Annotated in this window: 24 protein-coding genes; 8 read left to right on the top strand and 16 right to left on the bottom strand. The window is 44.8% G+C overall.

Features of this window, described 5'->3' with window-relative positions:
- Positions 1-6: 6 nt before the first annotated feature.
- A complete protein-coding gene (locus ACQEXT_RS07185; RefSeq protein WP_426951259.1) occupies positions 7-312 on the bottom strand; it encodes a hypothetical protein in 306 nt (101 codons plus the stop codon).
- Positions 313-426: 114 nt separating this feature from the next.
- Between ACQEXT_RS07185 and ACQEXT_RS07180 the strand changes: the two genes are divergently transcribed.
- On the top strand, positions 427-2,097 hold the full coding sequence (locus tag ACQEXT_RS07180; protein ID WP_426951258.1) for a mechanosensitive ion channel domain-containing protein: 1,671 nt from the start codon (positions 427-429) through the stop codon (positions 2,095-2,097).
- Positions 2,098-2,261: 164 nt separating this feature from the next.
- Here ACQEXT_RS07180 and ACQEXT_RS07175 read toward each other — a convergent pair whose 3' ends face one another.
- The 6 genes from ACQEXT_RS07175 to gap form a co-directional block, all read right to left on the bottom strand.
- Entirely contained in the window at positions 2,262-2,618 is a 357-nt protein-coding gene (locus tag ACQEXT_RS07175) for a hypothetical protein (RefSeq protein ID WP_269377147.1), read from the bottom strand.
- Between the two features lie 180 nt (positions 2,619-2,798).
- Positions 2,799-3,746 carry a ChaN family lipoprotein gene (locus ACQEXT_RS07170; RefSeq protein ID WP_426951256.1) on the bottom strand — a complete coding sequence of 316 codons (948 nt, stop codon included), beginning with the start codon at positions 3,744-3,746 and terminating at the stop codon, positions 2,799-2,801.
- An 87-nt stretch (positions 3,747-3,833) separates the two neighbouring features.
- The gene (gene rlmA, locus ACQEXT_RS07165; protein WP_426951255.1) at positions 3,834-4,652 is read right to left on the bottom strand and encodes a 23S rRNA (guanine(745)-N(1))-methyltransferase; all 819 of its coding nucleotides are present in this window, start codon (positions 4,650-4,652) and stop codon (positions 3,834-3,836) included.
- A gap of 133 nt (positions 4,653-4,785) precedes the next feature.
- A complete protein-coding gene (locus tag ACQEXT_RS07160; protein WP_426951263.1) occupies positions 4,786-6,822 on the bottom strand; it encodes a methyl-accepting chemotaxis protein in 2,037 nt (678 codons plus the stop codon).
- A 242-nt stretch (positions 6,823-7,064) separates the two neighbouring features.
- Positions 7,065-7,949 carry a D-hexose-6-phosphate mutarotase gene (locus ACQEXT_RS07155; RefSeq protein WP_426951254.1) on the bottom strand — a complete coding sequence of 295 codons (885 nt, stop codon included), beginning with the start codon at positions 7,947-7,949 and terminating at the stop codon, positions 7,065-7,067.
- Between the two features lie 166 nt (positions 7,950-8,115).
- On the bottom strand, positions 8,116-9,111 hold the full coding sequence (gap, locus tag ACQEXT_RS07150) for a type I glyceraldehyde-3-phosphate dehydrogenase (RefSeq protein ID WP_138972391.1): 996 nt from the start codon (positions 9,109-9,111) through the stop codon (positions 8,116-8,118).
- Positions 9,112-9,422: 311 nt separating this feature from the next.
- On the opposite strand from gap, the gene msrB reads away from it, so the two are divergent.
- Entirely contained in the window at positions 9,423-9,851 is a 429-nt protein-coding gene (gene msrB / locus ACQEXT_RS07145) for a peptide-methionine (R)-S-oxide reductase MsrB (protein ID WP_426951252.1), read from the top strand.
- A 58-nt stretch (positions 9,852-9,909) separates the two neighbouring features.
- Here the strand turns inward: msrB and ACQEXT_RS07140 are convergent, their stop codons facing one another.
- Entirely contained in the window at positions 9,910-10,728 is an 819-nt protein-coding gene (locus ACQEXT_RS07140) for a DUF2989 domain-containing protein (protein WP_426951251.1), read from the bottom strand.
- A gap of 104 nt (positions 10,729-10,832) precedes the next feature.
- Between ACQEXT_RS07140 and ACQEXT_RS07135 the strand changes: the two genes are divergently transcribed.
- Positions 10,833-11,120 (top strand): YeaC family protein, encoded by a 288-nt coding sequence (locus tag ACQEXT_RS07135; RefSeq protein WP_269377153.1) that lies wholly within the window; start codon positions 10,833-10,835, stop codon positions 11,118-11,120.
- A gap of 59 nt (positions 11,121-11,179) precedes the next feature.
- On the opposite strand, the gene ACQEXT_RS07130 is transcribed toward ACQEXT_RS07135, so the two are convergent.
- The 4 genes from ACQEXT_RS07130 to ACQEXT_RS07115 form a co-directional block, all read right to left on the bottom strand.
- On the bottom strand, positions 11,180-11,680 hold the full coding sequence (locus ACQEXT_RS07130; protein ID WP_138972395.1) for a YchJ family protein: 501 nt from the start codon (positions 11,678-11,680) through the stop codon (positions 11,180-11,182).
- Between the two features lie 11 nt (positions 11,681-11,691).
- The gene (locus ACQEXT_RS07125; RefSeq protein ID WP_426951249.1) at positions 11,692-12,909 is read right to left on the bottom strand and encodes an EAL and HDOD domain-containing protein; all 1,218 of its coding nucleotides are present in this window, start codon (positions 12,907-12,909) and stop codon (positions 11,692-11,694) included.
- 83 nt (positions 12,910-12,992) lie between these two features.
- Positions 12,993-13,721, bottom strand: a complete 729-nt coding sequence (gene lpxH / locus ACQEXT_RS07120) for a UDP-2,3-diacylglucosamine diphosphatase (protein ID WP_426951247.1) — start codon at positions 13,719-13,721, stop codon at positions 12,993-12,995.
- 43 nt (positions 13,722-13,764) lie between these two features.
- Positions 13,765-14,259: a peptidylprolyl isomerase gene (locus ACQEXT_RS07115; RefSeq protein ID WP_331416030.1), complete on the bottom strand. Its 495-nt coding sequence runs from the start codon at positions 14,257-14,259 to the stop codon at positions 13,765-13,767.
- A 203-nt stretch (positions 14,260-14,462) separates the two neighbouring features.
- On the opposite strand from ACQEXT_RS07115, the gene cysS reads away from it, so the two are divergent.
- The gene (gene cysS, locus ACQEXT_RS07110) at positions 14,463-15,845 is read left to right on the top strand and encodes a cysteine--tRNA ligase (RefSeq protein ID WP_426951246.1); all 1,383 of its coding nucleotides are present in this window, start codon (positions 14,463-14,465) and stop codon (positions 15,843-15,845) included.
- Positions 15,846-15,988: 143 nt separating this feature from the next.
- Complete coding sequence (locus ACQEXT_RS07105) at positions 15,989-16,567, top strand: thymidine kinase (protein ID WP_138972400.1); 579 nt, start codon at positions 15,989-15,991, stop codon at positions 16,565-16,567.
- Between the two features lie 57 nt (positions 16,568-16,624).
- Here the strand turns inward: ACQEXT_RS07105 and infA are convergent, their stop codons facing one another.
- From infA to aat, 3 genes are all read right to left on the bottom strand, one after another.
- A complete protein-coding gene (gene infA / locus ACQEXT_RS07100) occupies positions 16,625-16,843 on the bottom strand; it encodes a translation initiation factor IF-1 (protein ID WP_001040192.1) in 219 nt (72 codons plus the stop codon).
- Positions 16,844-16,923: 80 nt separating this feature from the next.
- A complete protein-coding gene (locus ACQEXT_RS07095) occupies positions 16,924-17,622 on the bottom strand; it encodes an arginyltransferase (protein WP_331416028.1) in 699 nt (232 codons plus the stop codon).
- Positions 17,623-17,630: 8 nt separating this feature from the next.
- On the bottom strand, positions 17,631-18,341 hold the full coding sequence (aat, locus tag ACQEXT_RS07090; protein WP_426951245.1) for a leucyl/phenylalanyl-tRNA--protein transferase: 711 nt from the start codon (positions 18,339-18,341) through the stop codon (positions 17,631-17,633).
- A gap of 21 nt (positions 18,342-18,362) precedes the next feature.
- Here aat and ACQEXT_RS07085 point away from each other — a divergent pair, with 21 nt between their 5' ends.
- Both ACQEXT_RS07085 and aroA read left to right on the top strand, forming a co-directional pair.
- On the top strand, positions 18,363-18,818 hold the full coding sequence (locus tag ACQEXT_RS07085) for a glycine zipper 2TM domain-containing protein (RefSeq protein WP_426951244.1): 456 nt from the start codon (positions 18,363-18,365) through the stop codon (positions 18,816-18,818).
- A 157-nt stretch (positions 18,819-18,975) separates the two neighbouring features.
- Entirely contained in the window at positions 18,976-20,256 is a 1,281-nt protein-coding gene (aroA, locus tag ACQEXT_RS07080; RefSeq protein ID WP_138972404.1) for a 3-phosphoshikimate 1-carboxyvinyltransferase, read from the top strand.
- A gap of 262 nt (positions 20,257-20,518) precedes the next feature.
- On the opposite strand, the gene ACQEXT_RS07075 is transcribed toward aroA, so the two are convergent.
- Positions 20,519-20,767 carry a YciN family protein gene (locus ACQEXT_RS07075; protein ID WP_138972405.1) on the bottom strand — a complete coding sequence of 83 codons (249 nt, stop codon included), beginning with the start codon at positions 20,765-20,767 and terminating at the stop codon, positions 20,519-20,521.
- A 414-nt stretch (positions 20,768-21,181) separates the two neighbouring features.
- On the opposite strand from ACQEXT_RS07075, the gene topA reads away from it, so the two are divergent.
- Positions 21,182-23,815 (top strand): type I DNA topoisomerase, encoded by a 2,634-nt coding sequence (topA, locus tag ACQEXT_RS07070; RefSeq protein WP_426951243.1) that lies wholly within the window; start codon positions 21,182-21,184, stop codon positions 23,813-23,815.
- Positions 23,816-23,824 lie beyond the last annotated feature (9 nt).

The following is a 23,824-nucleotide window of genomic DNA, read 5'->3' as shown; positions in this document are numbered from 1 at the left end:
TTTTTTTCATAATATCTGCTTCTTAACTTCTTCAGGTAAGGATTGATTAGACATCAGCAGTAAACTGAGCGGATACCGCTCAGGGTTGTTTAGAGTCGCGGTTAATTCGTGCCTGACCTGATGATGATTGTGCACTAATTGTTCGTTTATCGATATCTCTTGTTTTAAGCGGGCAAGATAAGCTTGATTAGTGGGCGAGTAGGGTTTGCCTAACGTTTCGGCTAACTCATACTTAGCCTTCAAGTTGCGTTGTTGTAAATCGTCGATGGTATTTGAGAGGTAATTGATCGTGCCTTGATAATTGTCATACAAACTTTCTTTACTATTTGCAATGTATTGACGATTAATAGGCCGTGTTTACTCGCCTGTGGTGTACACTTAAGACCTATTTATAAAAGAAACAAAGGCTTAATGGTTGAGGGACTAATGAAGCATTTATCTAGTCGAATTTGGTTGTGTTCCCTTCTGGGACTAATGGTTGTAGTGAGTGCATTCACCAGTTATTCCGTGCGAGCCTCGGCAGAGTCACCGTCTAAAGCTGAGCAAACCCTAGAAAAAATTAATTTAGATTTGAAAGAGTTATCCGATGCTCTATTGACCAGTACTGGGCAAGATAAGGATGCGTTGCAGCTTAAATTATTCCAGAAGAACGAAGAGTTGCGCTCGGCACTAGCCAGCGCTATTGAACGTGATTCGCTTCCAAAGCAAACCTTGATTTCTCAAGTTGAGATGCAACAAAACTACTCACAGGGTGCCAGTGTTTATTTAGAAGGCAAAATCAAAGATCTTAATGAAAAGATCAATGGTGCCAAAGATGATGAACGCCTAGCTCTGCTCAATGATTATCAGGAATTACAGCACTACTTTGACAGCGTCATTGAGTCTAGCTGGCAGAACATTGAATGGTTGACCAAGCTCGGGGTGGATGAAACAGCTGCAACGGAAAGTTTTCGCGACTTAGTGAGCAAGAGATTGCGCCTTATGTCAGCGTCTGTGGAGTATTTCAATCAGCAAGTCAGTGTTGTGGGCAAACAGTTATCGGCTAGTCCGGAATCTGAAAAGTCGTCCTTACAGCTGTCTCAGCTAGTGCTTAAGCAGCGTATGTCAATTGCGGTTGAAAGTCTCAGCTCTCTGATTTCGATCGCTGACCAGCTGGATATCAATACCTCGGAATACAAGCGCCTGATGTTTGAAGTGACCGGCAGTATCACTCAGGATCTGTTTGATGGTCAGGTGCTGATTTCTATTATTTCCCATTGGTCGACCAATATCTGGGACTGGTTAGCCAACAATGCACCACAGCACCTGTTCCAGCTATTCATCTTTTCGCTGTTGCTACTTGCCACCAAGATGATGGCGAAGCTGACGCGTAAGGTGGTCAGTAAAACCGTGGTGTCGAAGAACCTGAAGCTTTCTCAATTGATGCAGGACTTCTTCGTCGGCATGTCGGGCAACATTGTCTGGGTGATCGGTATACTGGTTGCTCTGTCTCAAATCGGCCTTAACTTAGCACCGGTACTGACCGGTTTCGGTATTGCTGGTGTCATTATCGGTTTCGCCTTGCAAGATACCTTATCCAACTTTGCTGCGGGTATGATGCTGCTCATTTACCGTCCATTTGATGTCGGTGATTTTGTCTTTGCCGGAGGCGTGGATGGTAAGGTAAGCCACATGAGCCTGGTCAATACAACGATCAAAACCTTTGATAACCAGATCATCATTATTCCGAACAGTAAGATTTGGGGCGATGTGATTAAAAACGTTACCCATGAACGTCTGCGCAGGGTAGATATGGTGTTTGGTATTGGTTATGGCGATGACCTGCTCAAAGCTGAGCGTGTGTTGACTGAGATTGTGACGGCTCACCCAGCCGTGCTGCGCTCGCCTGAACCAAATATCAAAGTTCATACCTTAAATACTTCGTCGGTCGACTTTATTGTTCGCCCATGGGTAAAAACCGATGACTATTGGGATGTATACTGGGATGTAACCAAAGAGGTGAAGTTAAGGTTTGACCGCGAAGGGATTTCAATTCCTTTCCCTCAACAGGATGTTCACTTGCATATGGTCAAGCAAACCCAGCTAGATCAAGAATAGACAGAGAGCGTATAAGTCGCGACGGCGACAAGAAACTAGCCTACCTATAGGTGGGCTTTGCCCTAAGGGGAGTTAGCGCTGTAGCAAATAAGCGGGGCATGTTGGCCGTATATCGTTTGGCAACAGCCAATGCCTTGTAATAACAAGGTCTCTACTGGCTAAAGTTAAAGGATAGCCAGTAGGATTCCGCCTACGGTTGCCGCTGCGGAAAGATATTGCCCCGCAGAATAAGAACCGTCTTCCTCTTCTTTGATCTTATCTGGATGATCCATGCCTAACGCGCCGTGTGCGAACGACTCAACTTTGTCACCGACAGTTTTGTTCTCATTCTTCGCTTGTACACCTTCTTTCTCAATTTCCTGTAGTGCAGCTAGAAGTGCCTTACCTTCCTCGGAAAGGGTTACTTTATTCTGCTCGACTTTAAGTGGAGCAGGGTTGGTGGTTGCACTAACTGCATTGGCTTGAGGTTTTACCTGCTGGGTTGGGGACAGCTTAGCTGGCTCCATTCCTACTGGGGTCATAATGATCTCCTTACATCATCCTCAGACAATATATCGGCTGCTTGATGAAAAACTTGTGCAAAATATGCGAGATTTGTATGAAAAAAGACCAAGCATAAACCGTGCCCAGTTATCACGTCGTTAATATTTTTTAACAAAGCAAAGCGTAACGGGGGCATTGTTATCAAGCAAGAGCAGTGCCTATTTACAGATTAGCTGATCATTTCGTGTTGCTAAGTGCTGGAAGGCCGCAAGGCGGTTTTCTGCTTTTATGTAACGCGTCGGAGGCGCCAGTACGTGCAGGCGAAAATCACGATGATTATCAGGCTCGATAGTTGGCGAGCTTGTCGGTGTGATGACGACGATGTTAAGGCTGGGCATTCTTCGCAGTAAAGAGGCTTCGATTCCTAGACCTTGTTCAGTGTGAAACTTTCCTGCGATATGGATGATTTGATGACGAGGATTCTGCTTTAAGTAATCACTGATTGACTCTGCCATTGTTTCATCCCACGTGACTTGCGCTGCATATTGGCGCTCAGATTGTTCTGGTTCTCCATGATGCATAGATGCCATAAACTTCTCTTTGTAGGGGCTAGAGCCCGTCTCGATCTCTCGGGCAAGATGCTGTCTCTCTTCATTCGAGAGTTTGTCTAGATAGCCGATACCCTGACGCCCAATACAGCGCACGAGAGGTTTAGGAGCGTTTGATGCAATGACGTCCAGTGAATTCGATTTGGCGAACTCGACTAGTGCTCGGTAGTCGCTCTCATAGTTAGGCCAGCCATTGGCGGTTTTGATCAGGGTCTGCTCGCCGATTTCACCATCAAGGTATGCATCCAATACTGACTGTTTGTCGCGTGCAAACTGTTCCATGGAGATCGTCAGGTGTGGGCTAGTGCGAAACAGCTGTTTGACGAGGTCGGTCTGAAAGCGGTGAATTGCGCTGTGTGTATGCCACTCACCAACCAGTATCACGTTGGCCTTCGTTAACGCGTCGGGTAGAGAATCGATTGATATCGGCTCGTTGTCTGGACTATAGAGTTGGTAGTCATAGAAACTGACGACACCTTGTGACTCGTGAGTAGGGTCGGCAGATGAGCAGGCGGTAAGGGCAATAAAACTCAATAAAACGGCGATATACCGAAGCATGATAGCAGCCTCCATTAACTTGAGCGGCAATAGTAATGGAGACTGTGAATGAACTCAATGAAAATGAGAATAATTATCGATTTTGGTTTATTGCTTGCGGTAAACCCGAATCATAAAGTCAGCCTCACACTCAAACAGTGTAGCCGATTTTAATTTTTCTCTAAGTGCGTCATCGGCTTTCCATGCAAATGGCGTCATTTGCAGCAGGTCGAAGCCATCCCCATCACTCAGCTTCATCGTGTAGCTTAGCGTCTCTTGATGCTCTAGAGCGAAACCTTCGATCGCTTCCGTTTCTTCACTATGTAAGCGAACATCGGGGTAGATCTCTTCTCTCAACTGATAGAGATGACGACCGGCGGGTGTGACCGTGATTACAACCCCATTTTCCGTCGTAACTCGATTGAGTTCTTGAGCATGACAAGGAGCGTAGATGCGGAGTACGGCATCAAAACTGCCATCAGCAAAAGGCAGCCTATGGCTTGAAGCTACCGAAAACTGACAGTTTGGATAGCGCTTAGCAGCGTAACGAATCGCTACTTTAGAAATATCTAAGCCATAAGTCGAGGAGTTCGCATCTTGTTGCTTTAGTGACTCAGATATTGCAGTTGTGTAGTAGCCTTCTCCGCAACCAATATCCAGTAAGCGATGCTTGCTGTTGATCAGCAGATCTGAAATCAAGTCTGCCACTCGTTGCTTCATCGGCTGGTAATAGTCTTTATCGAGAAAGCGTCGACGAGCTTGCATCATCTCTTTATTGTCACCGGGATCTTTCGAGCGTTTATGCTGCACAGGCATCAAGTTGAGATACCCCTCTTTGGCGAGATCAAAAGAATGATTATTCTCGCAGCGATAGGTACGCTCGCTGAGGGAGAGAGGGTGGTGACATAATGGGCAGGTGTAGGACATAACTGGCTCTAATCGATACTGAGTGGGCGAAGTTTATCAGGAAGCAGGGCAGCAGACTAGCGGTGACCTAGTAACAAACAGGGCAACACCATGTGTTGCCCAGATAGACGAGCGACCTCTTTACCGAGATGGCTTAGTGAAAAAAGTCCACTTGCTGTTTCAGTGAGGAGGCTTGTTTGATCAGATGCTCAGCACTCTCTGTGGTTTTTGCACTGGTCTCTCGGCTTTCCTTGTTTAACTCACTAATTGAGTTGGCATTAGTGGCAATCTCTTGCGATACGTTTGCCTGCTCTTCTGACGTGGCTGCGATTGTATCCGCTTGACCGGCGATAGCTTGAACTTGTGCCGCGATCGCTTCAAGCGCAGTACCCGCTTCTTGCGCCTTATCGAGAACCTGATTGGCATTCACTTGACTCTGAGACATCAAGGTTACGGCGTTATTCGTTGAACTCTTTAGTTGTTCAATAATGGTCACAACATCTTTGACCGACGTTTGGGTACGATGAGCAAGTGTACGAACTTCATCAGCAACAACGGCAAATCCACGCCCTTGTTCGCCCGCACGTGCCGCTTCGATGGCAGCGTTAAGCGCAAGCAAGTTAGTTTGCTCTGCAATTTCATCAATCATCTTGGTGACAGTCTGAATTGCTTCGCTATCGATGTTGACTTGTTGTATTGCTTTCGCTGAATTGTCGAGCTGATCGTTTAGCTGTGCGACGTCAATACAGACGTTTTCAACAACTTCGAGGCCAGATTGGCTATCTCGATTTGTCAGACGTACGTTTTCGGCAATGGCTTCAACTTGCTGCGCGACGGCTTGTGCCGATGAGGCCATCTCTTCGATAGCGGTTGCCACTTGCTCGACTTGTTGCTGCTGAAGGTCTGACTGGTTTAAATTGCGTTGGGCGTCGCTAGAGACGCTCTGTGATGCCAATTGGACAGAGTCGCTGGTCGTACGGATCTCTCCCACCAAGGTGTTCAGTTGGGTCGCCATATTGGCAACGCCGTTGCCTAGATTGATGATTTCGTTCTTCGACGTTTTATTACTAGAAGGAATATCAAGGCTCACTTCACCTTTTGCTAAGCGCGTCATGTAACCATTGAGCATCGTCAGTGGCTTCAAGTTTCTATTGAGAAAAACTGTCAGAATAATAAAGGTAATCAGAGCAACCACTGTAGCGATAGTGACAATCAGTTTAAGTAAAGTGTCGCTGCCTTTCGTGACTTCTTGAATAAAGGTGCCACCAAGCAGTTTCCAGTTCCACCCAGGTACTTCGGTGTAAACAAGGTACTTTTCACCCACGGTACCTTGGTATTCGTATGGATAGCGAATCAATCCGCTATCTTGCTCAAAGATTTGATAGAACGGCTTGTTGCCATTGTAATCACTGACTTCGATGATGGAAGGCGCATTCTGGTCGTGAATTGGATGCAATAGGTACTTACCGAGATTGTCTTCACGATTGTCGACGATGATGGTGTAGCCAGTATCACCCCATCGAATCGATTCAAGCGATTTGAACAAATCCTGTGTTGCCTGCTCTACAGGTAGACCAATAAATGAGATCCCATTGACTTCACCAGCAGCATTTTTGATCGGGGCATAGTAGGTGATATAGCTTTCACCAAATAACTTTACTTGGGCGTAGTAGGGGTGTCCGCTAACGAGTTGGCGGTATCCAGGGTGATCCTTTCCAAGGTAGCTACCGATCACGCGCTGACCTGACGGGTCTTTTAACGAGGTTGATACTCGGACAAAGTCGCCGTTTAAAGGTGCGAATAAAGTTGCAACAGCGCCTGTATCACGAGTGAAGCTATCGACCAGCTTGGTATCACCAATTAGGCTCTCTCCGTATTGAGTGATATTGGGAATGGATTTTCCAGCAAATTCTACTTGGTAGTCTTCGACATAAACGCCTGCCAGATAGCCATTTCTAAACGTTGACTCAAGCACTTTGGCCGTATGCAGATAAGCGTCAAATTGACCAGCGATGTTCATCGCCATCGCTTCTACCTTTGACTGATGCTCTCTTAGAGTCGTATCAAGTAATACATTTGAGGCATTCCGGTAAACCAGTGTCGCGGTACCGATAAACGAAACCAGTAAACAAAGCAAAATCACCAGCTTTAGCTGGAATCCAACGCTTTGGTTTTTGAGTTTTTCTAGCATCATTAATAATCCTGTCTTTTAGACTTTTGTTATTGTGCAAATGTGATCAGTTGTGTAGCAACTTGAGAAAATATAGTAATGGCTTATGGATTGTTTGAAATTGATTCAAATTAATCATTTAAGTGATAACTTGAACAATAAGTACTCGAATTCGGTCGCGAGAAACCAATAGGACCGAGGTAATCAGGAATTAATTTCGAGGAGAGAAAATGTCGCAGGACGTTATCCTGCGACAAAAGCCGTTAGTTTGCCGAAATGGTGGTCACTAGCTCATAACCTTCGCCAGGTTGCAGCGACTTTCCTTGCTCAAGAGATGGAGCATGAAGGGTCGACTCAACACACAGGAAGGTTTGGTAGCCGTTGTCTTCCATGTCAGCCATAGATGTTGCGCCTTCTGCCCATGGGTTCCAAAGAACGGCTGAGTTATGCCCCTGATTCTCCACTTTGATGGTGCGATTCAGAACGGGATCTTGAACCAGAATTTCTTGCTCTGGCTTAGTGTAAACACGATCAATGGTGTCGGTGAGTTTGAGTACCTCACCACCTTGGCATCGTTTTCCTGCCTGTAAGCTATCTATGTACTCTGAACCCATACCTGTCGTTTGAGCCTGAGCGATGTCACCAACGTTTAGGTAAGTGTGCAACGCGCCAGAGAACATCCAAGATTTGTTGTCGGTATTGGTCACTTTTAGCGTGACTTTAAGCTTTTCCGTCACTTCAACAATCAGGCGAGCATCAAATTGATACGGCCAGATTGCTTGTGTCTCTTTACTATCGCTCAGGCCTAGCTCAACGATAACACCATGTTCATTTTCACGATGTTCAATCAGTTGCCATTGCGACGAGCGCGCAAAGCCATGCGCGGGAGCGGCAATTCTGCCAAACCAAGGCCAGCAAACAGGAATGCCGCCACGTAGTGCAGCGCTACCATCAAAAATAGCCTCTTCGCTCATCCAGATCAGTTCAGGCTGATCAACTGGCTGAAACGAAACGACATGACCGCCGTGCAGAGCTATGCCTGCGGTGGCTTTATCATGAATAATGCGAACGATTTTAACCTTGTCTTTTTCAACGATAGTGACGTTGTCAGAAAGAACGGTTAAAGCAGGTAGTTGAGTTAAATTCATTCTATTGTCCCTGATGAGAGAAATTACATTCAACTGTCCACTCGGTAGCAATGAACAATGGGCTGTAATCTCGATAGTATTACCAAACCAACAGATACTAAAAAGGCGACTCAAGAGCCGCCTTTTCTTTAACGAAATTCTTCGCTAAACGCTGACTAAGTAAAAATTACTTAGAGATGTGAGCGATTAGGTCTAGAACTTTGTTTGAGTAACCGATTTCGTTGTCGTACCAAGATACAACTTTAACGAAGTTATCAGTTAGAGCGATACCAGCTTTAGCATCGAATACTGAAGTTTGAACTTCACCGATGAAGTCTTGAGATACAACTTGATCTTCAGTGTAGCCTAGAACGCCTTTTAGTTCGCCTTCAGAAGCTTCTTTCATTGCTGCACAGATAGCTTCGTAAGATGCGCCTTTCTCTAGGTTAACTGTTAGGTCAACTACAGAAACGTTAGCTGTTGGTACGCGGAAAGCCATACCAGTTAGTTTGCCGTTTAGTTCTGGAAGAACAACGCCTACAGCTTTAGCAGCACCAGTTGAAGATGGGATGATGTTCTGAGAAGCACCACGACCACCGCGCCAGTCTTTAGCAGAAGGACCGTCTACAGTTTTTTGAGTTGCTGTAGTAGCGTGAACTGTAGTCATAAGACCAGATACGATACCGAACTTGTCGTTAAGAACTTTAGCAACAGGCGCTAGACAGTTAGTAGTACAAGAAGCGTTAGAAACGATGTCTTGACCAGCGTAAGTAGCGTGGTTAACGCCCATTACGAACATTGGAGTAGCGTCTTTAGAAGGGCCAGTTAGAACAACTTTCTTCGCACCAGCAGTGATGTGCTTACGTGCAGTCTCGTCTGTTAGGAAAAGACCTGTTGCTTCAGCTACTACGTCAACACCGATTTCGTCCCATTTTAGGTCTTCTGGGTTGCGCTCTGCAGTAACACGTACAGTTTTACCGTTAACGACTAGGTTACCACCTTCAACTTCAACAGTACCGTTGAAACGGCCGTGAGTTGAGTCGTACTTAAGCATGTATGCCATGTAATCTACATCGATAAGGTCGTTGATACCTACTACTTCGATGTCTGCGCGCTCTTGTGCTGCACGGAATACGAAACGACCGATACGGCCAAAACCGTTAATACCTACTTTGATAGTCATTATAGTTGCTCCACAACTTAATTTCTGATTAAAGATAACTGGTAGTAAAATTACAGAATCCAGTCAAAATCTGCAACAGATAATCGGACTTAACTTGTTTAAAGTCAAAAAAAAGCGTCGCTTTTTTTCACAATTAGTCGCAAATGGTCATGTTTTGAACGGATTACTGGTTTTTTCCCTAACCAGTTGACGTAAAATAGTTCAGATGTTGACAGCTGTGCTGAAAGTTTAACCATCCTGTCATGGTCTCAAAGTATGTGCTACAAAGGTTATTATTCGCAAGTTTTTCGCGAAAAAAGTCAGAATAAAAAATGAGAATGTGGAGATTTAAGCCCGTGAAACATAAGGTAGAAAAGGTTGTGAAGCCTGATGAATACTGGCGTGAGATGTTGTCTGATGAGCAATATCGTATCTGTAGGGAGCAAGGTACAGAAGCACCGTTTTCCGGTAAGCTACTGCATAACAAACAAACCGGAGTTTACTCTTGTACGTGCTGCCAAGCACCACTATTCACCTCAGACAACAAGTACGATTCGGGGTGTGGTTGGCCTAGTTTTGATGCCCCTATCAATAGTGAGGCGATTCGCTATTTAGAAGATCTCAGTCACGGAATGGTGAGAATTGAGATTAGATGTGCAGCGTGTGATAGCCATCTGGGTCACGTTTTTCCTGATGGACCCAAGACGACAGGTGAGAGATTCTGTGTGAACTCTGTGTCGTTAATTTTCAACAATTCATAAAAATAGCGGTGATTTAATCACCGCTATTTGTTTTATCCTTTCAATGAATGGTTTATGGCTACTTAAACCTAGGGACGATTGACGCGTTAAATGTCCCGTTATTCACCATCTCTTCTATCTTCTCTGCAATATCATCTAACTGGCTATAAGTACTGCTATCAAAACCGTATAGCAATTGCAGCTCACTTTTCGAAGCAATTGGGACGTTGAAGCGTTGCGCTACCATAGTCCAAATATATGCCTCTTCTTTACTGCCGAGTCGATAGGTGGTGCTCGCCAAGGATTTGAATATTTCAGTGTTAACTTTGCCGCGCTTAGTGAGTTCTAGTGCATGAACGAGAAGTTGTCGAGTTTTAGCTTGATCTCTGCTGGTATAGAATGTTGCCAAAGCATACTGCATCTCAGCCGTTTCGAGAGACGGTGTCCCTTCTAACTGCAAAAACGCTCGACGGGCGGGGTCACTGCCAGTTTGACTCCATAAAAAATAGAGAGATTGAGGGGAATCGGATTTTTCTAGTCGGGAGACAATGGCCTCTAAGTCTTGGCCTGAGTTAATTAATGCATCAAAGCGACGTTGTTTGAGTCCTGACTGATCAATGGGTTGAATTTGAGAAGCAAGTTCGAGGCACTTCTTGTAGGTTGAAAGTAGTGCGTACTCTTTGATGTAGTTATCGTCGTTCGGGTTTTTCAGCACTTCGAAGCGATGCCATATTAGATCAGTCCGTGGCACTCGACACTGACCGTCTCCGACATTAAGTCGTTGGCATTGAAGCCCTGGATTATCATTACAAAGTTGTTCAGTATTCTTGTTTCCTTCAAAACAACCAGTGAGCGCAATACTGGCGCTCAGTAAAGTGAGGACATTCGTTAGTTTCATATTATTATTGCTTGTGATCCGTTACGCTTATTATTAGCAGTTGCCTTGACTCAAGCTCCCAGCCAGTTAATGTTCGTCTATCTTGATTGATTATAGGATATACCATGGACGCAGAGCAGTTAATTAACGCCATCACACCAGAGGCATATGAGCGTCTACTTTTTGCTGTAGAAACAGGTAAGTGGCCTGAGGGTACCCCACTTTCTCAACAGCAGCGAGATTCTTGTATGCAGGCTGTGATGTTGTATCAATCTAAACACAATTCTGAAGCTCAGCACATGACGGTTGCCAAAGGTGGAGAGATTAGCTTTAAGTCTAAAGCGGAACTGAAGAAGCAATTCCAGCAGGGGCAAGAGGATATTGTCCGCGTTAATCCTAATTTGAATGACTAACGCTTCAATAAACCAAAAAAGCAGGCACGATGCCTGCTTTTTTATCGGTGGTTAAACCGTTAACCGCAGCACTTTTTGAATTTTTTGCCGCTACCACAAATACAGGGGTCGTTACGACCGATTTTCAATTGGCTAATGGTTTGGCTCAATCGAACATCGACAGGCTTTTGTTCTTCGGGGAACGTGCCGTCGATATAGAACCAAAGGCCGCCTTCTCGAACGAATCTTGAGCGTTCTTCTAAACAGTACTGCTGGCCATCTTGATTGAAAAAGGCTTTGAATGTGACAAAACCTTCGTTGTCATCCTTGCCTGACTCTGTGCCGACAACGTCTAAGCCACACCAATCACTGTTAATTGACTCAGCTATCTCATCACGCTGCTGCGAAGCGTTGCAACTCGGGTGATATGTGTTTACCACATAGTCTACTAAGCCTTTTACGTGTGCTGAGTAGCGCGAACGCATCAGTTGTTCGGGGGTTTTGGCTAGTGCATGGTTGTTATGGATAGGTTCACAACAGACGGTGTAATCTTGTGAACTGCCACAAGGACACGAACTCATAAAGACTCCAATTAATTCGTTTTAACCGATAGAAGATCAGCCGTCCATTTCACCGATGAGTCGTAACACTCGCTTAGAATGTCATGATCTAAGCCAATGTTCTCACATCGCTGATGGACTTCGTCCCACTCAGCGTGTTCGTACGCTTTGGTCAGGGTGAGAATGTCGCCAAGTATGCCTTCGTTGGCAATAATTGCGAGTTTTATCGTTTGGTCGATTGAGATTTCTTCAAGAATTTGTGCCAGTGGGCGATCTAGTAAGCTGTCCAATAGCGAAAACATGCCGGTTAAGAATGCATGTCCTGGTTCGAGTTTTGCGTCAAGATTAGAGGCCAGCAGCTCACAGTATCGCGCTCTTTGAATGGACAAGCCATACAAGTAATCTGGTTTGCTATTTTGCGTAGAGGCAAGCGCGACGAGAGAAATAAACTTACGCAGTTTCTCTTCCCCTAGATACACCAGCGCTTGCTTGAAAGATTGGATTGTTGAGCAAACGATAGAAGAGGAATTAACAAAGGCCAGTAACTTATAGGACAGCGTCAGATCTTTGGTGATGAGTGCTTCAATTGCCGTGTAATCCATATCCGGCTTCGACACTTCAGTCAGTAACTGAACCACTGTCATGAAGGACGGTTCAAGCGATTTACGGCTGATCATTTCGGGTTTGCTGAAAAAGTAACCCTGAAAATAGTCAAATCCAGCGGATTTAGCTTGTTCGAACTCTTCATAGGTTTCCACTTTTTCTGCGAGAAACTCAATATTGGAACCTGCAAGTCTGAGTATAAAAATACGAGCTTTTTCGATAGAAACTTGGCGGATATCGAATTTGATCAGGGAAATGTAAGGTAAAAATGGTTTCCATTCTCTGGTTGGCACAAAATCATCGAGTGCCATCTTATAGCCAAGGGCTGACATCTCTTTAACAGCCTGCAATAACTCTTTAGTGGGGGCACAGTTTTCTAAGATTTCAACGACGAGACTGTCTGATGGGAAAAGGGTCGGCACCTTATTAATCAGGCTTTGGTAAGGGAAATTGACAAAGCCTAACTTGTCTCCCAACGTTTCATAGTGAGTAGAAAGGAAGTGATCTGACAGCAGGCGGCTTGTCGCTTGCTCAGGATCAATATCTGGAAACGTGTTTTGGGGACCATCCCTAAACAGGAGCTCATATCCAACCGTGTGTTTATCTTTATTGAGAATGGGTTGTCTTGCTATATACGAGTGTTTCAAGGTAGTTACCGCGCTTCTTGTCTAAATTTATTGGCTCAAAATCACCGGAAATGGTACGGCATATTGTGCACAATTTCAGTCACTTAACCAGAAAAAGGTCTTTGTTGTAGGTCGAAATTATTTTTGTTGTAGACCAATACTGAACCGTGAGTGTACCAGTCACCCAACACTATTCTAGTATAGACTCGATTACCTTGTTCAAAAGTGTGAACATTCGGCCGGTGTGTATGGCCATGGATCATAAGTTCTACATTGTATTCGGTCATCACTTTCTCTACTTCGCCTTGTGTCACATCCATGATGTCTAGAGATTTGGTTTTCTTGTCATCTTTGATGTCAGACTGAACTTTAGACACAATCTTCTTTTTTATGAACATTGGAATGCGATTGAAAATCCATTGCAGCCAAGGTTGGTGTACTTTGGCACGAAATTCGAGGTATTTAACGTCATCGGTACACAGGGTATCACCGTGGAGTACGACGGCCTTGGTACCATAAAGGTCTATCACGGTTTCATCGCCAAGGAGCGTGACTCCCGTCTGCTTAGCAAATCGGCGACCAACGAGAAAATCGCGATTACCCTGAGTAAAAAAGCAAGCAACGCCGTGGTCAGTGAGTCTCTTAAATTCGTCCCGTATGCTTGAAGCAAATTCGGAGCGGTCATCATCACCAATCCAGAATTCAAATAAGTCACCCAGAACATAAAGTGCATCGGCGTGGATTGCTTCCTCGCGCATAAAACGAATAAAGCATGACGTCGTTTCAGGTGTCGTCGGGGATAGGTGTAGATCAGAAATAAATAGTGTGGTCATAGTAGATTAAAGAAGAGAGCGCAGGGCGCTCTCTTGAATCGGATTATTCTTCGATTGTTGTGCTAGTGATGAACACTTCTTCAAGCGGCACGTCTTGGTGCATGCCCATAGAACCGGTACTTACACCTTTAATCTTGTCAACGATGTCCATGCCTTCAACCACTTCTCCGAATACACAGTAACCCCAGCCATCTAGGCTTTCGCTACGGAAATCTAGGAAAGTGTTGTTGTTAACGTTGATGAAGAACTGAGAGCTTGCCGAATGCGGTTCCATAGTACGTGCCATCGCAATGGTACCTACTTTGTTGCTCAGACCGTTATTTGCTTCGTTTTTGATTGGATCACGAGTCGGTTTTTCACGAAGACCAGACTCCATACCGCCACCTTGAATCATGAAACCATCGATAACACGGTGGAACAGTGTGTTGTCGTAAAAACCATCACGGCAGTACTGTAGGAAGTTTGCGCTAGTTTCTGGTGCTTTTTCTTCATTTAGTTGAATTTTGATGTCACCAAAATTTGTGTGAAGGGTGATCATGATTTTGTCCTTTACATATGTTTTTGACTTGAAGCAAAGATTCTAGCGTAACTTTTGCGACATTAATACGTGAAAAGCGCAGGTTGAGAGCTGAGTAGCAGTGCTAATGATGGCTTTTTAACCGTTTGAGGGATTACCTATTAGTGCATGACTTGATATACTGGCTCACTATTTTGATTCACCGGAAATATTAGAAAGAGATCATGTTAAAGATATACAACACACTCACAAGACAGAAAGAGGAATTCAAACCAATCAATGCCGGTAAAATTGGCATGTATGTCTGTGGAGTAACCATCTATGATCTCTGTCATATTGGCCACGGTCGTACCTTTGTTTCTTTTGATGTTGTCTCTCGTTACCTGCGTTACCTAGGTTATGACCTAACGTTTGTTCGCAATATTACCGACATTGATGACAAAATTATCAAACGTGCCAACGAAAACGGTGAAAGCTGTGATTCATTAACGGAACGTCTGATTGGTGAGATGCACGCTGATTTTGATGCATTGAACATGAAGCGTCCTGATGTTGAGCCGCGTGCGACAGAATTTATTGCAGAAATCATTGAACTGGTTGAAAAACTTATCGAGCGTGGTTTTGCTTATGTAGCCAGCAATGGCGACGTTATGTTCGAAGTTAAGAAGTTCGATGAATACGGTAAGCTATCAAAGCAAGATCTTGACCAGCTTCAAGCGGGCGCACGTGTTGATGTAGAAAGCGCAAAACGCAGTCCGCTTGACTTTGTGTTGTGGAAAATGTCGAAACCGGGTGAACCAACTTGGGAATCACCTTGGGGCCCTGGTCGTCCAGGTTGGCATATTGAATGTTCGGCGATGAACTCATCAATTTTGGGCAACCATTTTGATATTCACGGCGGCGGTTCTGATTTGCAGTTCCCTCACCACGAAAATGAAATTGCTCAATCATGCTGTGCTCATGGCACTCAGTACGTAAATACTTGGATGCATAGTGGTATGGTGATGGTAGACAAAGAGAAAATGTCTAAGTCGCTAGGAAACTTCTTCACCATCCGTGATGTCCTTGAACATTACGACGCTGAGACTGTTCGTTATTTCCTAATGTCAGGTCACTACCGCAGTCAACTGAACTACAGCGAAGAGAACCTCAATCAAGCTCGTGCGTCTCTTGAGCGTTTATACACGGCTCTGCGTGGATTGGATCTGGCAACGCCAGCCGCTGGTGGAGAGGAGTATGTTACTCGCTTTGCAGAAGCAATGAATGACGACTTCAATACACCAGAAGCTTACTCAGTGCTGTTTGATATGGCGCGTGAGATCAACCGTCTTAAAACTGAAGACTTATCGGCGGCAAGTGCTTTAGGCTCATTGATGCGCGAACTCGCTGATGTGATTGGTATCTTACACCAAGATCCTGAAGCGTTCCTTAAGGGTGACGCTGGCAACGATGATGAAGTGGCAGAGATTGAAGCGCTGATTAAGCTACGTAACGATAGCCGTGCTTCAAAAGATTGGGCGAATGCAGATATGGCTCGAGACAAGCTAAACGAGATGGGTATCGTGCTAGAAGATGGTCCAGAGGGCACCACTTGGCGTCGTAAGTGATAGATCTCGATGCGATTGATGCCTTGTTCAGTTTTAAATCTGTGGGTGAGCGTTAAGTCGATCGCATTGGTATAGCAATTTTCTAAGGGCTGTTTATTCAGCCCTTTTGTTTATTTTTTTGATTATTTTGATGGGTAAAAACAGTGGCTCAGATGTACTTCTACTACTCTGCAATGAATGCGGGTAAATCAACCACTCTTCTTCAATCTTCGTTTAACTACCAAGAGCGAGGAATGACACCAGTTATTTTTACCGCTGCGTTAGACAATCGTTACGGTGTCGGTAAAGTCAGTTCACGTATTGGTTTACAGTCGGATGCGCATCTGTACAACTCTGCAACCAATCTCTATCAGGAAATTTCTAGCCTTAATGAAGTCGAGAAGCGTCACTGCATCTTGGTCGATGAGTGTCAGTTCCTGAGCAAAGAGCAAGTTTACCAATTGACCGAAGTGGTTGATAAACTTCATATTCCAGTATTGTGCTACGGATTGAGAACCGATTTCTTAGGTGAGCTGTTTGAGGGGAGCAAATACTTGCTGTCTTGGGCAGATAAGCTTGTAGAACTAAAAACGATTTGTCACTGTGGCCGCAAAGCTAACATGGTCATCCGTACCGATGAAAATGGTGTTGCGATTGCGGAAGGCGATCAGGTTGCGATTGGTGGCAATGATAAATATGTTTCTGTCTGTCGTCAGCACTATAAAGAAGCGCTAGGTAAGTAGTAGATACAAAAAACGGAGCGCTAGCTCCGTTTTTTGTGTGTATTCGATAATCTGAGATTAACGAGCACGGAAGACGATGCGACCTTTAGAAAGATCGTATGGAGTCATCTCTACAGTTACTTTGTCACCAGTAAGAATACGGATGTAGTTCTTACGCATTTTACCAGAGATGTGAGCAGTAACTACGTGGCCGTTTTCTAGCTCAACACGGAACATTGTGTTTGGAAGAGTATCAAGGACAGTGCCTTGCATCTCAATTACGTCTTCTTTAGCCATTTAATCCTCTTTTCAAAATGGACAATTCCAACCGGCGCACAATGCCGATCAAAATGAATTATGTAAAGTTGGGGCGTATTCTACCCTTGCCAACGCTGATTTACTAGCCTTTGATGACGCTGAAAACGGACTTTATAGTTCATCGCCGGACATTCATCAATTTGATAGCCCAAATAGAGCCACTGCTTACCTTGCTCAATACAGTATTCAGCTTGGAATAATACTGCTAAGGTACCTAAGGATAATGAGTGTTCAGGCTCAAAAAAGGTGTAAAACGCACTGGCGCTATTCGACAAGATATCTGTCACAGCGATAGCGACAAGTTGTTGCTCTTGGTAAATATGGAGAAACTGAGTGTTTAACCAATTGCATTTCGAAAACTGAGCAAACTCCTCTTTTTTAGGAGGGTACATTGAGCCACTTTTATGGCGAGACTCAATATAACGGGCATATAAATCAAACCAGTTATCGTCCATCCTCTCTTTCAATTGCCATTGATATTGAGCCGCTTTTTTTAATAGGCGCTTTTGATTGCGTGATGGTTCAAAATCTGGAATAGACAGGCGTAGCGCTTGGCAGGATTGGCACTGATCACAATGGGGTTTATAGATCGTATCACCACTACGTCTAAAGCCGTTAGCTAACAGTACCTCATAGCTAGAGCCGCAATGCATGGCAGGATCAAGTGCGACAGCAACGCGTTCCTGACGATCGGCTAAATAGCTGCAAGGATGACTGTCAGTCAATCCAATGCGGATTTGTTGCAGATCAGAACTCATTTATCTCCTCATATTTCACAAGTGAGCCACTGATTGTTAAAACAACCTTCAATGACAGGTTGGTTCTTAAATGATAGCAGTCTTTGCATGAAATCTTCACGCTGCAACTCAATAGCGCCAAGTGATTTTAGGTGGGCATTCATGACTTGGCAGTCAATCAGTTCCCCTGCATGTTTTTGAAAGTGGTCGCATAAATACCATAAGGCAATCTTAGATGCGTTGGTTTTTAAACTAAACATCGACTCACCACAGAATAGTTTACCGATTGAAAGACCATAAAGTCCACCTACCAACTCTTCCTGATGCCAAACCTCGACGGAATGACAGTGACCCGATTTCGCCAGTTGTTTATAGGCATCCCGCATATCTTCGTTAAGCCAAGTTTCATCCTCATGACGAGTCGAGGCACACAAGTCGATGACACGTTCTGTTGCTTGATTAATACTGACTTTATACTGATGCTTTCGCTGAAATTTTTTGAGACTTTTTGCTGGTTCAAATGTCTTAGGATTAAAGACTGCTCTTGGCGAAGGGCTCCACCAGAGAATCGGTTCTCCAGGGCCGTACCATGGGAAAATGCCATTTTGGTAGGCCAAAAGTAATCTGTCTGGTTGTAGATCGCCGCCAAAAGCGAGCAGGCCATTTGGATCGGCCAGTGCTTCCAAAGGCGAGGGGAACCAGAGTTCATCACAGTTAAGTTCAGTCAGATATATCGCCATGAATAAATAGAGGAAACAAGAATGAAGAAGTTGTTATGGATCATATTGGTTTTTCCCTTGATTGCCAATGCAGCTTACCAAAGAAATACCGCTCGGCCAGTCAACGAAGTGGTGTTTGGTCAAGTTGATACGGTGCGATATATCACCCAGCAAGAGATCGTCAAATCACAAGGTTCAGGATGGCAAACACTCCTTGGTGCCGTGGTTGGTGGAGTGGTTGGTAATCAATTTGGCGGTGGGACAGGCAAAGAAGTGGCTACCGCCGTTGGAGCGGTTGCCGGTGCCGGTATCGCACGTAGTAATGCGAACCAAGTCTATCGGATGGAACATAAGCTGGTGGAGTTGTTGATTGAAACCGAGCAGGGGAAGTTAATCGATGTAATTCAGGACATAGACAGCCGTATGCTGTTTGAAAAGGGCGATAAAGTTCGCATTCTATATTTTGATGATGGCGTTAGAGTCGATAAAGAGTATTGATAGTCATAATAGGCACCAAAGTCCCGACGACATATTTATTCAGTTTAATTGTGACTTTGCTCTGGTTTTACTAAGGCTTTTTAGATAGGCTGCAAGTACGAAGAATTTTTCATCATCTCGTTTAGGAAGACGGGCTGAGCAAGGAACATCAATTTAAATGGAAAGCCTTACGTTACAACCTATCAATAAAGTCAATGGTGAGGTCAACTTACCGGGTTCAAAAAGTGTTTCAAATCGTGCGTTACTTCTCGCAGCCTTAGCAAGTGGTACAACACGATTAACGAATTTGCTCGATAGCGACGATATTCGTCATATGCTGAATGCACTGAGCAAGTTAGGCGTGTCTTACCGTCTATCTGATGACAAAACTGTGTGTGAAGTCGAAGGTTTAGGTAAGCCTTTTCAAGCGACACAAGCACTAGAACTGTTTTTAGGCAACGCAGGTACAGCGATGCGTCCCCTTGCTGCCGCATTGTGTTTAGGCGAGGGAGAGTTCATCTTGACGGGTGAACCTCGTATGAAGGAGCGTCCTATTGGTCACTTGGTTGATGCATTGCGTCAAGCGGGGGCTAAAATTGAGTACCTAGAAAACGAAAACTACCCACCACTCAAAATCTTCGGCACTGGTCTGAAAGGCGGAATGGTCGAGATTGATGGCTCGATTTCAAGTCAGTTCTTAACTGCTTTCTTAATGTCGGCACCACTTGCTCAGGGTGATGTAACGATCAAAATCGTTGGTGAATTGGTATCAAAACCATACATCGATATCACGTTGCACATCATGGCTCAGTTTGGCGTTGAAGTAGAAAATAACGACTACCAAGAGTTTGTTATCCGTCATGGTCAACACTATGTTGCACCGGGGGATTTCTTAGTTGAAGGTGACGCGTCATCGGCATCTTACTTCCTAGCGGCGGCTGCGATCAAAGGCGGCGAGATTAAAGTGACAGGTATTGGTAAGACGAGTATTCAAGGTGATATTCAGTTTGCCGATGCTCTTGAAAAAATGGGTGCTGAGATTGAGTGGGGTGATGACTACGTTATCTCCCGCGTGGGTGAGCTTAAAGCTGTCGATATGGATTTCAACCATATTCCTGATGCGGCAATGACTATCGCAACCACTGCACTATTTGCCAAAGGTACCACCGCGATTCGCAATGTGTATAACTGGCGTGTTAAGGAAACCGATCGTTTGGCCGCGATGGCGACTGAGTTACGTAAAGTCGGTGCTGAAGTGGAAGAGGGTGAAGATTACCTGATTGTGACACCTCCGGAGCAACTTATCCACGCTGCGATCGATACCTACGATGATCACCGTATGGCAATGTGTTTCTCCCTTGTTGCACTCAGCGATACACCGGTAACCATTAACGATCCAAAGTGTACGTCAAAAACTTTCCCTGATTACTTTGACAAGTTGGAAGGGTTAAGTTCGTAGAGCGCTTTGCTTGCGGAGAGCTGGAACGGACTGCGTCCTTCGAGAATCTAGAACGCTTCGCTGTGAGTTCGGACTTCGTCCTTCGAGAGGTGCTTGTGGTGATTGAGTCGAAAGTTGTAGGCAGTACTGGCTGATATTAAAACTTAATTGTCTGAATTTAAAAGAAAGGGTTGGCATGCTCTGTCAACCCTTGCAAGATTTTCTCGCTTCTCGCTTCTCGCTTCTCGCTTCTCGCTTCTCGCTTCTCGCTTCTCGCTTCTCGCTACTTCTCTAAAGTAAACTCTTTCGACAAGTGATGTGCTAAGTACTTAAACATATTAAAAACAGCCGTTGTCTTCGTTGTTGGTAATCCATTGTCATCAAGAAAATAATTTCCTTTGAACACTAAGACGTCGTCTTTTTCTTCAACGCTGTCGGCTCGCATGCCATCAATGTAATCATCGTGTTCTTGGATGATGTGATTAGCAATCATGAGAAGCTCAAGTTGTGAAACGACTTTTTTTTCGCTCATTGGGGGATACCTTTGTAGATGATTTCTTCTAATTGAAGAGGTTTGCTGAAAATTGTATGAATAATGACGATAAAATCAATTGCGATAGATCAATCGCACTGCGGACACTTAGGCGCTGAAGCTTGTGGGTTTTGTGACTGGTGGCAAAAAACCTTATCTAAAGTTGGCATCGTAGATCTTATGCCGTTTAGTATGTGGCGTTTTCATAAGTTGCCCGAATCAATCGCGCATTATTTTGTCGTTTGGTAATGCTTACCATTTTTAAGACATCGCTGCATTGTCGAGCAGTCAATGTAGAAATTAAAAAAAGATATTGATCTTCTTGCAATCTCGCTCAATAGTAAAAAAAGAAGCAAAGTATTAAGTATGTCGTGCGATATGTATCGCACTTGATAAAGGACACTTGAGTCAATTATGGGTAAGTCACTGGTTATTGTGGAGTCGCCTGCTAAGGCGAAGACCATCAATAAGTATTTAGGTAAGGACTTTATTGTAAAGTCCAGTGTAGGTCACGTACGTGATCTACCGACTGCTGGTCAAAGCACGGGCCAAAAAGCTGCGGCCGTATCAACCACAGGCTTAAGTGCTGAAGAAAAAGCGCGCATCAAGAAAGAAAAAGATCGTAAGTCACTGATTAAAAAAATGGGCATTGACCCATACCATGGCTGGGAAGCGAACTATCAAATTCTGCCGGGCAAAGAAAAAGTCGTTGCAGAATTACAGAAGTTAGCCAAAGACGCAGATTGCGTTTACCTAGCAACCGATTTAGACCGCGAGGGAGAGGCTATCGCTTGGCACCTTCGTGAGATCATCGGTGGCGATGAAGAGCGATACAAACGCGTTGTATTCAACGAAATTACTAAAAATGCAATCCAACAAGCGTTCGAAAAGCCGGGCGAATTGAGCATGGATGGCGTTAATGCGCAACAAGCCCGTCGTTTCATGGACCGTGTGGTGGGCTTTATGGTCTCGCCACTACTGTGGAAGAAAGTCGCACGTGGTTTGTCTGCTGGCCGTGTTCAGTCCGTTGCAGTAAAGCTATTGGTTGAACGTGAGCGTGAAATCAAAGCGTTTATTCCAGAAGAGTTTTGGGATATCCATGCTGATACTAAAACGCAAGACAAAACAGACTTCCGCCTACAAGTCGCGCAGAAAGATGGTGTTGCGTTTAAACCGGTTAACGAAGCCGAAACTAAAGCGGCTATTGCTGTGCTTGAAAAAGCGCGCTACGAAGTGTGTAAGCGTGAAGACCGACCTACATCAAGCAAACCATCCGCACCATTTATTACATCTACGCTGCAACAGGCTGCCAGTACGCGCCTAGGTTACGGTGTTAAGAAAACCATGATGCTCGCTCAGCGTCTTTACGAAGCGGGTTACATCACTTATATGCGTACCGACTCTACAAACCTGAGTGCGGAAGCGGTTGAGACTGTGCGTGGTTATATCGGTAATGAGTTTGGTGAGGCATACCTTCCTGCGAAGCCAAATGTCTATGGCAGTAAGCAAGGTGCTCAAGAAGCGCACGAAGCGATTCGTCCATCCGATGTCGCTGTGAAGTCAGAAGATCTTCAAGCAATGGAAGCCGATGCGCACAAGCTATATTCATTGATTTGGAACCAGTTTGTTGCCTGTCAAATGACCCCAGCTCAGTACGACTCGACCACGGTAAGTGTAAAAGCTGAGGAGTACACCCTCAAAGCTAAAGGTCGTATTCTTAAGTTTGATGGCTGGACTCGTGTTCAACGTCCACTTGGCAAGAACGAGGACCAGATCCTACCTGCGGTTCAAGTTGGCGACAGTATCGAATTGGTCAATCTTGATCCTAAGCAACACTTTACTAAGCCGCCAGCGCGTTTTACAGAAGCTGCCTTGGTAAAAGAGCTTGAGAAACGTGGTATTGGTCGTCCATCGACCTACGCATCAATCATCTCTACGATCCAGGATCGTGGTTACGTTAAGGTTGAACAACGTCGTTTCTATGCAGAGAAGATGGGTGAGATCGTTACAGACCGTCTAGATGGTAGTTTTGATGACCTGATGAACTATGAGTTCACGTCTCGTATGGAAGAGAAGCTTGACCAAATCGCTGAAGGTGAAGCGAATTGGAAAGGCGTACTTGACGACTTCTTTAATGACTTCACGAGCGATCTTGAAAAAGCTGAGCAGGATGAAGATCAAGGCGGCATGAAGCCTAACCACATCGTATACACCGATATCGAATGTCCGACATGTTCGCGTCCTATGGGTATTCGTACTGCATCTACCGGCGTGTTCCTTGGTTGTTCTGGCTATGCACTACCGCCTAAAGAGCGTTGTAAGACAACGATCAACTTGGGTGACGAAGACGGCATTATCAATGTTCTCGAAGAGGACGTTGAAACAGCGGCTCTACGAGCTAAGAAACGTTGTCCGATTTGCGAAACCGCGATGGATGCGTATCTGATTGACGATAAACGTAAAATGCACGTTTGTGGTAACAACCCAAATTGTGATGGTTACGTTGTTGAGCATGGTGAGTTCAAAGTGAAAGGGTACGATGGCCCTGTTGTCGAGTGTGACAAGTGTGGCAGCGATATGGTGCTCAAGAACGGTCGATTCGGCAAGTACATGGATTGTACGAGTGAAGAGTGTAAGAACACACGTAAGATCCTGAAAAACGGAGAAGTCGCGCCACCGAAAGAGGACCCTGTTCATTTGCCAGAACTGCCATGTGAGAACTCAGATGCTTACTTCGTACTTCGCGATGGTGCGTCAGGTTTGTTCCTAGCGGCGAGTACCTTCCCTAAATCACGTGAAACACGTGCACCTCTAGTGGAAGAACTGGTGCGTTTTAAAGATCGTCTTTCAGCCAAGTTCCATTACTTAACGGAAGCTCCAGAAAAAGATCCTGATGGTTTACCAATGGTGGTTCGTTTTAGTCGTAAGTCAAAAGAGAACTATGTCCGTACTGAAGTCGACGGTAAGCCTACCGGCTACACTGCACTTTATGTGGACGGTAAGTGGGAAATTACTGATAAGCGCAAGAAACCTGCAAAAAGCAAGTAGGGTATAGAA

It is taken from the genome of Vibrio sp. TRT 29B02, assembly GCF_050113655.1.
In the GTDB taxonomy this organism is placed as follows: domain Bacteria; phylum Pseudomonadota; class Gammaproteobacteria; order Enterobacterales; family Vibrionaceae; genus Vibrio.
Note: the sequence above shows the minus strand (reverse complement) of the source record. Positions and strands in the feature narration are given on the sequence as shown.

Coding starts and splice junctions, on each gene's coding strand:
- ACQEXT_RS07180 (WP_426951258.1), top strand. CDS start 427: ATGAAGCATTTATCTAGTCGAATTTGGTTGTGTTCCCTTCTGGGACTA.
- ACQEXT_RS07175 (WP_269377147.1), bottom strand. CDS start 2,618: ATGACCCCAGTAGGAATGGAGCCAGCTAAGCTGTCCCCAACCCAGCAG.
- ACQEXT_RS07170 (WP_426951256.1), bottom strand. CDS start 3,746: ATGCTTCGGTATATCGCCGTTTTATTGAGTTTTATTGCCCTTACCGCC.
- rlmA (WP_426951255.1), bottom strand. CDS start 4,652: ATGTCCTACACCTGCCCATTATGTCACCACCCTCTCTCCCTCAGCGAG.
- ACQEXT_RS07160 (WP_426951263.1), bottom strand. CDS start 6,822: ATGCTAGAAAAACTCAAAAACCAAAGCGTTGGATTCCAGCTAAAGCTG.
- ACQEXT_RS07155 (WP_426951254.1), bottom strand. CDS start 7,949: ATGAATTTAACTCAACTACCTGCTTTAACCGTTCTTTCTGACAACGTC.
- gap (WP_138972391.1), bottom strand. CDS start 9,111: ATGACTATCAAAGTAGGTATTAACGGTTTTGGCCGTATCGGTCGTTTC.
- msrB (WP_426951252.1), top strand. CDS start 9,423: ATGAGAATGTGGAGATTTAAGCCCGTGAAACATAAGGTAGAAAAGGTT.
- ACQEXT_RS07140 (WP_426951251.1), bottom strand. CDS start 10,728: ATGAAACTAACGAATGTCCTCACTTTACTGAGCGCCAGTATTGCGCTC.
- ACQEXT_RS07135 (WP_269377153.1), top strand. CDS start 10,833: ATGGACGCAGAGCAGTTAATTAACGCCATCACACCAGAGGCATATGAG.
- ACQEXT_RS07130 (WP_138972395.1), bottom strand. CDS start 11,680: ATGAGTTCGTGTCCTTGTGGCAGTTCACAAGATTACACCGTCTGTTGT.
- lpxH (WP_426951247.1), bottom strand. CDS start 13,721: ATGACCACACTATTTATTTCTGATCTACACCTATCCCCGACGACACCT.
- ACQEXT_RS07115 (WP_331416030.1), bottom strand. CDS start 14,259: ATGATCACCCTTCACACAAATTTTGGTGACATCAAAATTCAACTAAAT.
- cysS (WP_426951246.1), top strand. CDS start 14,463: ATGTTAAAGATATACAACACACTCACAAGACAGAAAGAGGAATTCAAA.
- infA (WP_001040192.1), bottom strand. CDS start 16,843: ATGGCTAAAGAAGACGTAATTGAGATGCAAGGCACTGTCCTTGATACT.
- ACQEXT_RS07095 (WP_331416028.1), bottom strand. CDS start 17,622: ATGAGTTCTGATCTGCAACAAATCCGCATTGGATTGACTGACAGTCAT.
- aat (WP_426951245.1), bottom strand. CDS start 18,341: ATGGCGATATATCTGACTGAACTTAACTGTGATGAACTCTGGTTCCCC.
- ACQEXT_RS07085 (WP_426951244.1), top strand. CDS start 18,363: ATGAAGAAGTTGTTATGGATCATATTGGTTTTTCCCTTGATTGCCAAT.
- aroA (WP_138972404.1), top strand. CDS start 18,976: ATGGAAAGCCTTACGTTACAACCTATCAATAAAGTCAATGGTGAGGTC.
- ACQEXT_RS07075 (WP_138972405.1), bottom strand. CDS start 20,767: ATGAGCGAAAAAAAAGTCGTTTCACAACTTGAGCTTCTCATGATTGCT.
- topA (WP_426951243.1), top strand. CDS start 21,182: ATGGGTAAGTCACTGGTTATTGTGGAGTCGCCTGCTAAGGCGAAGACC.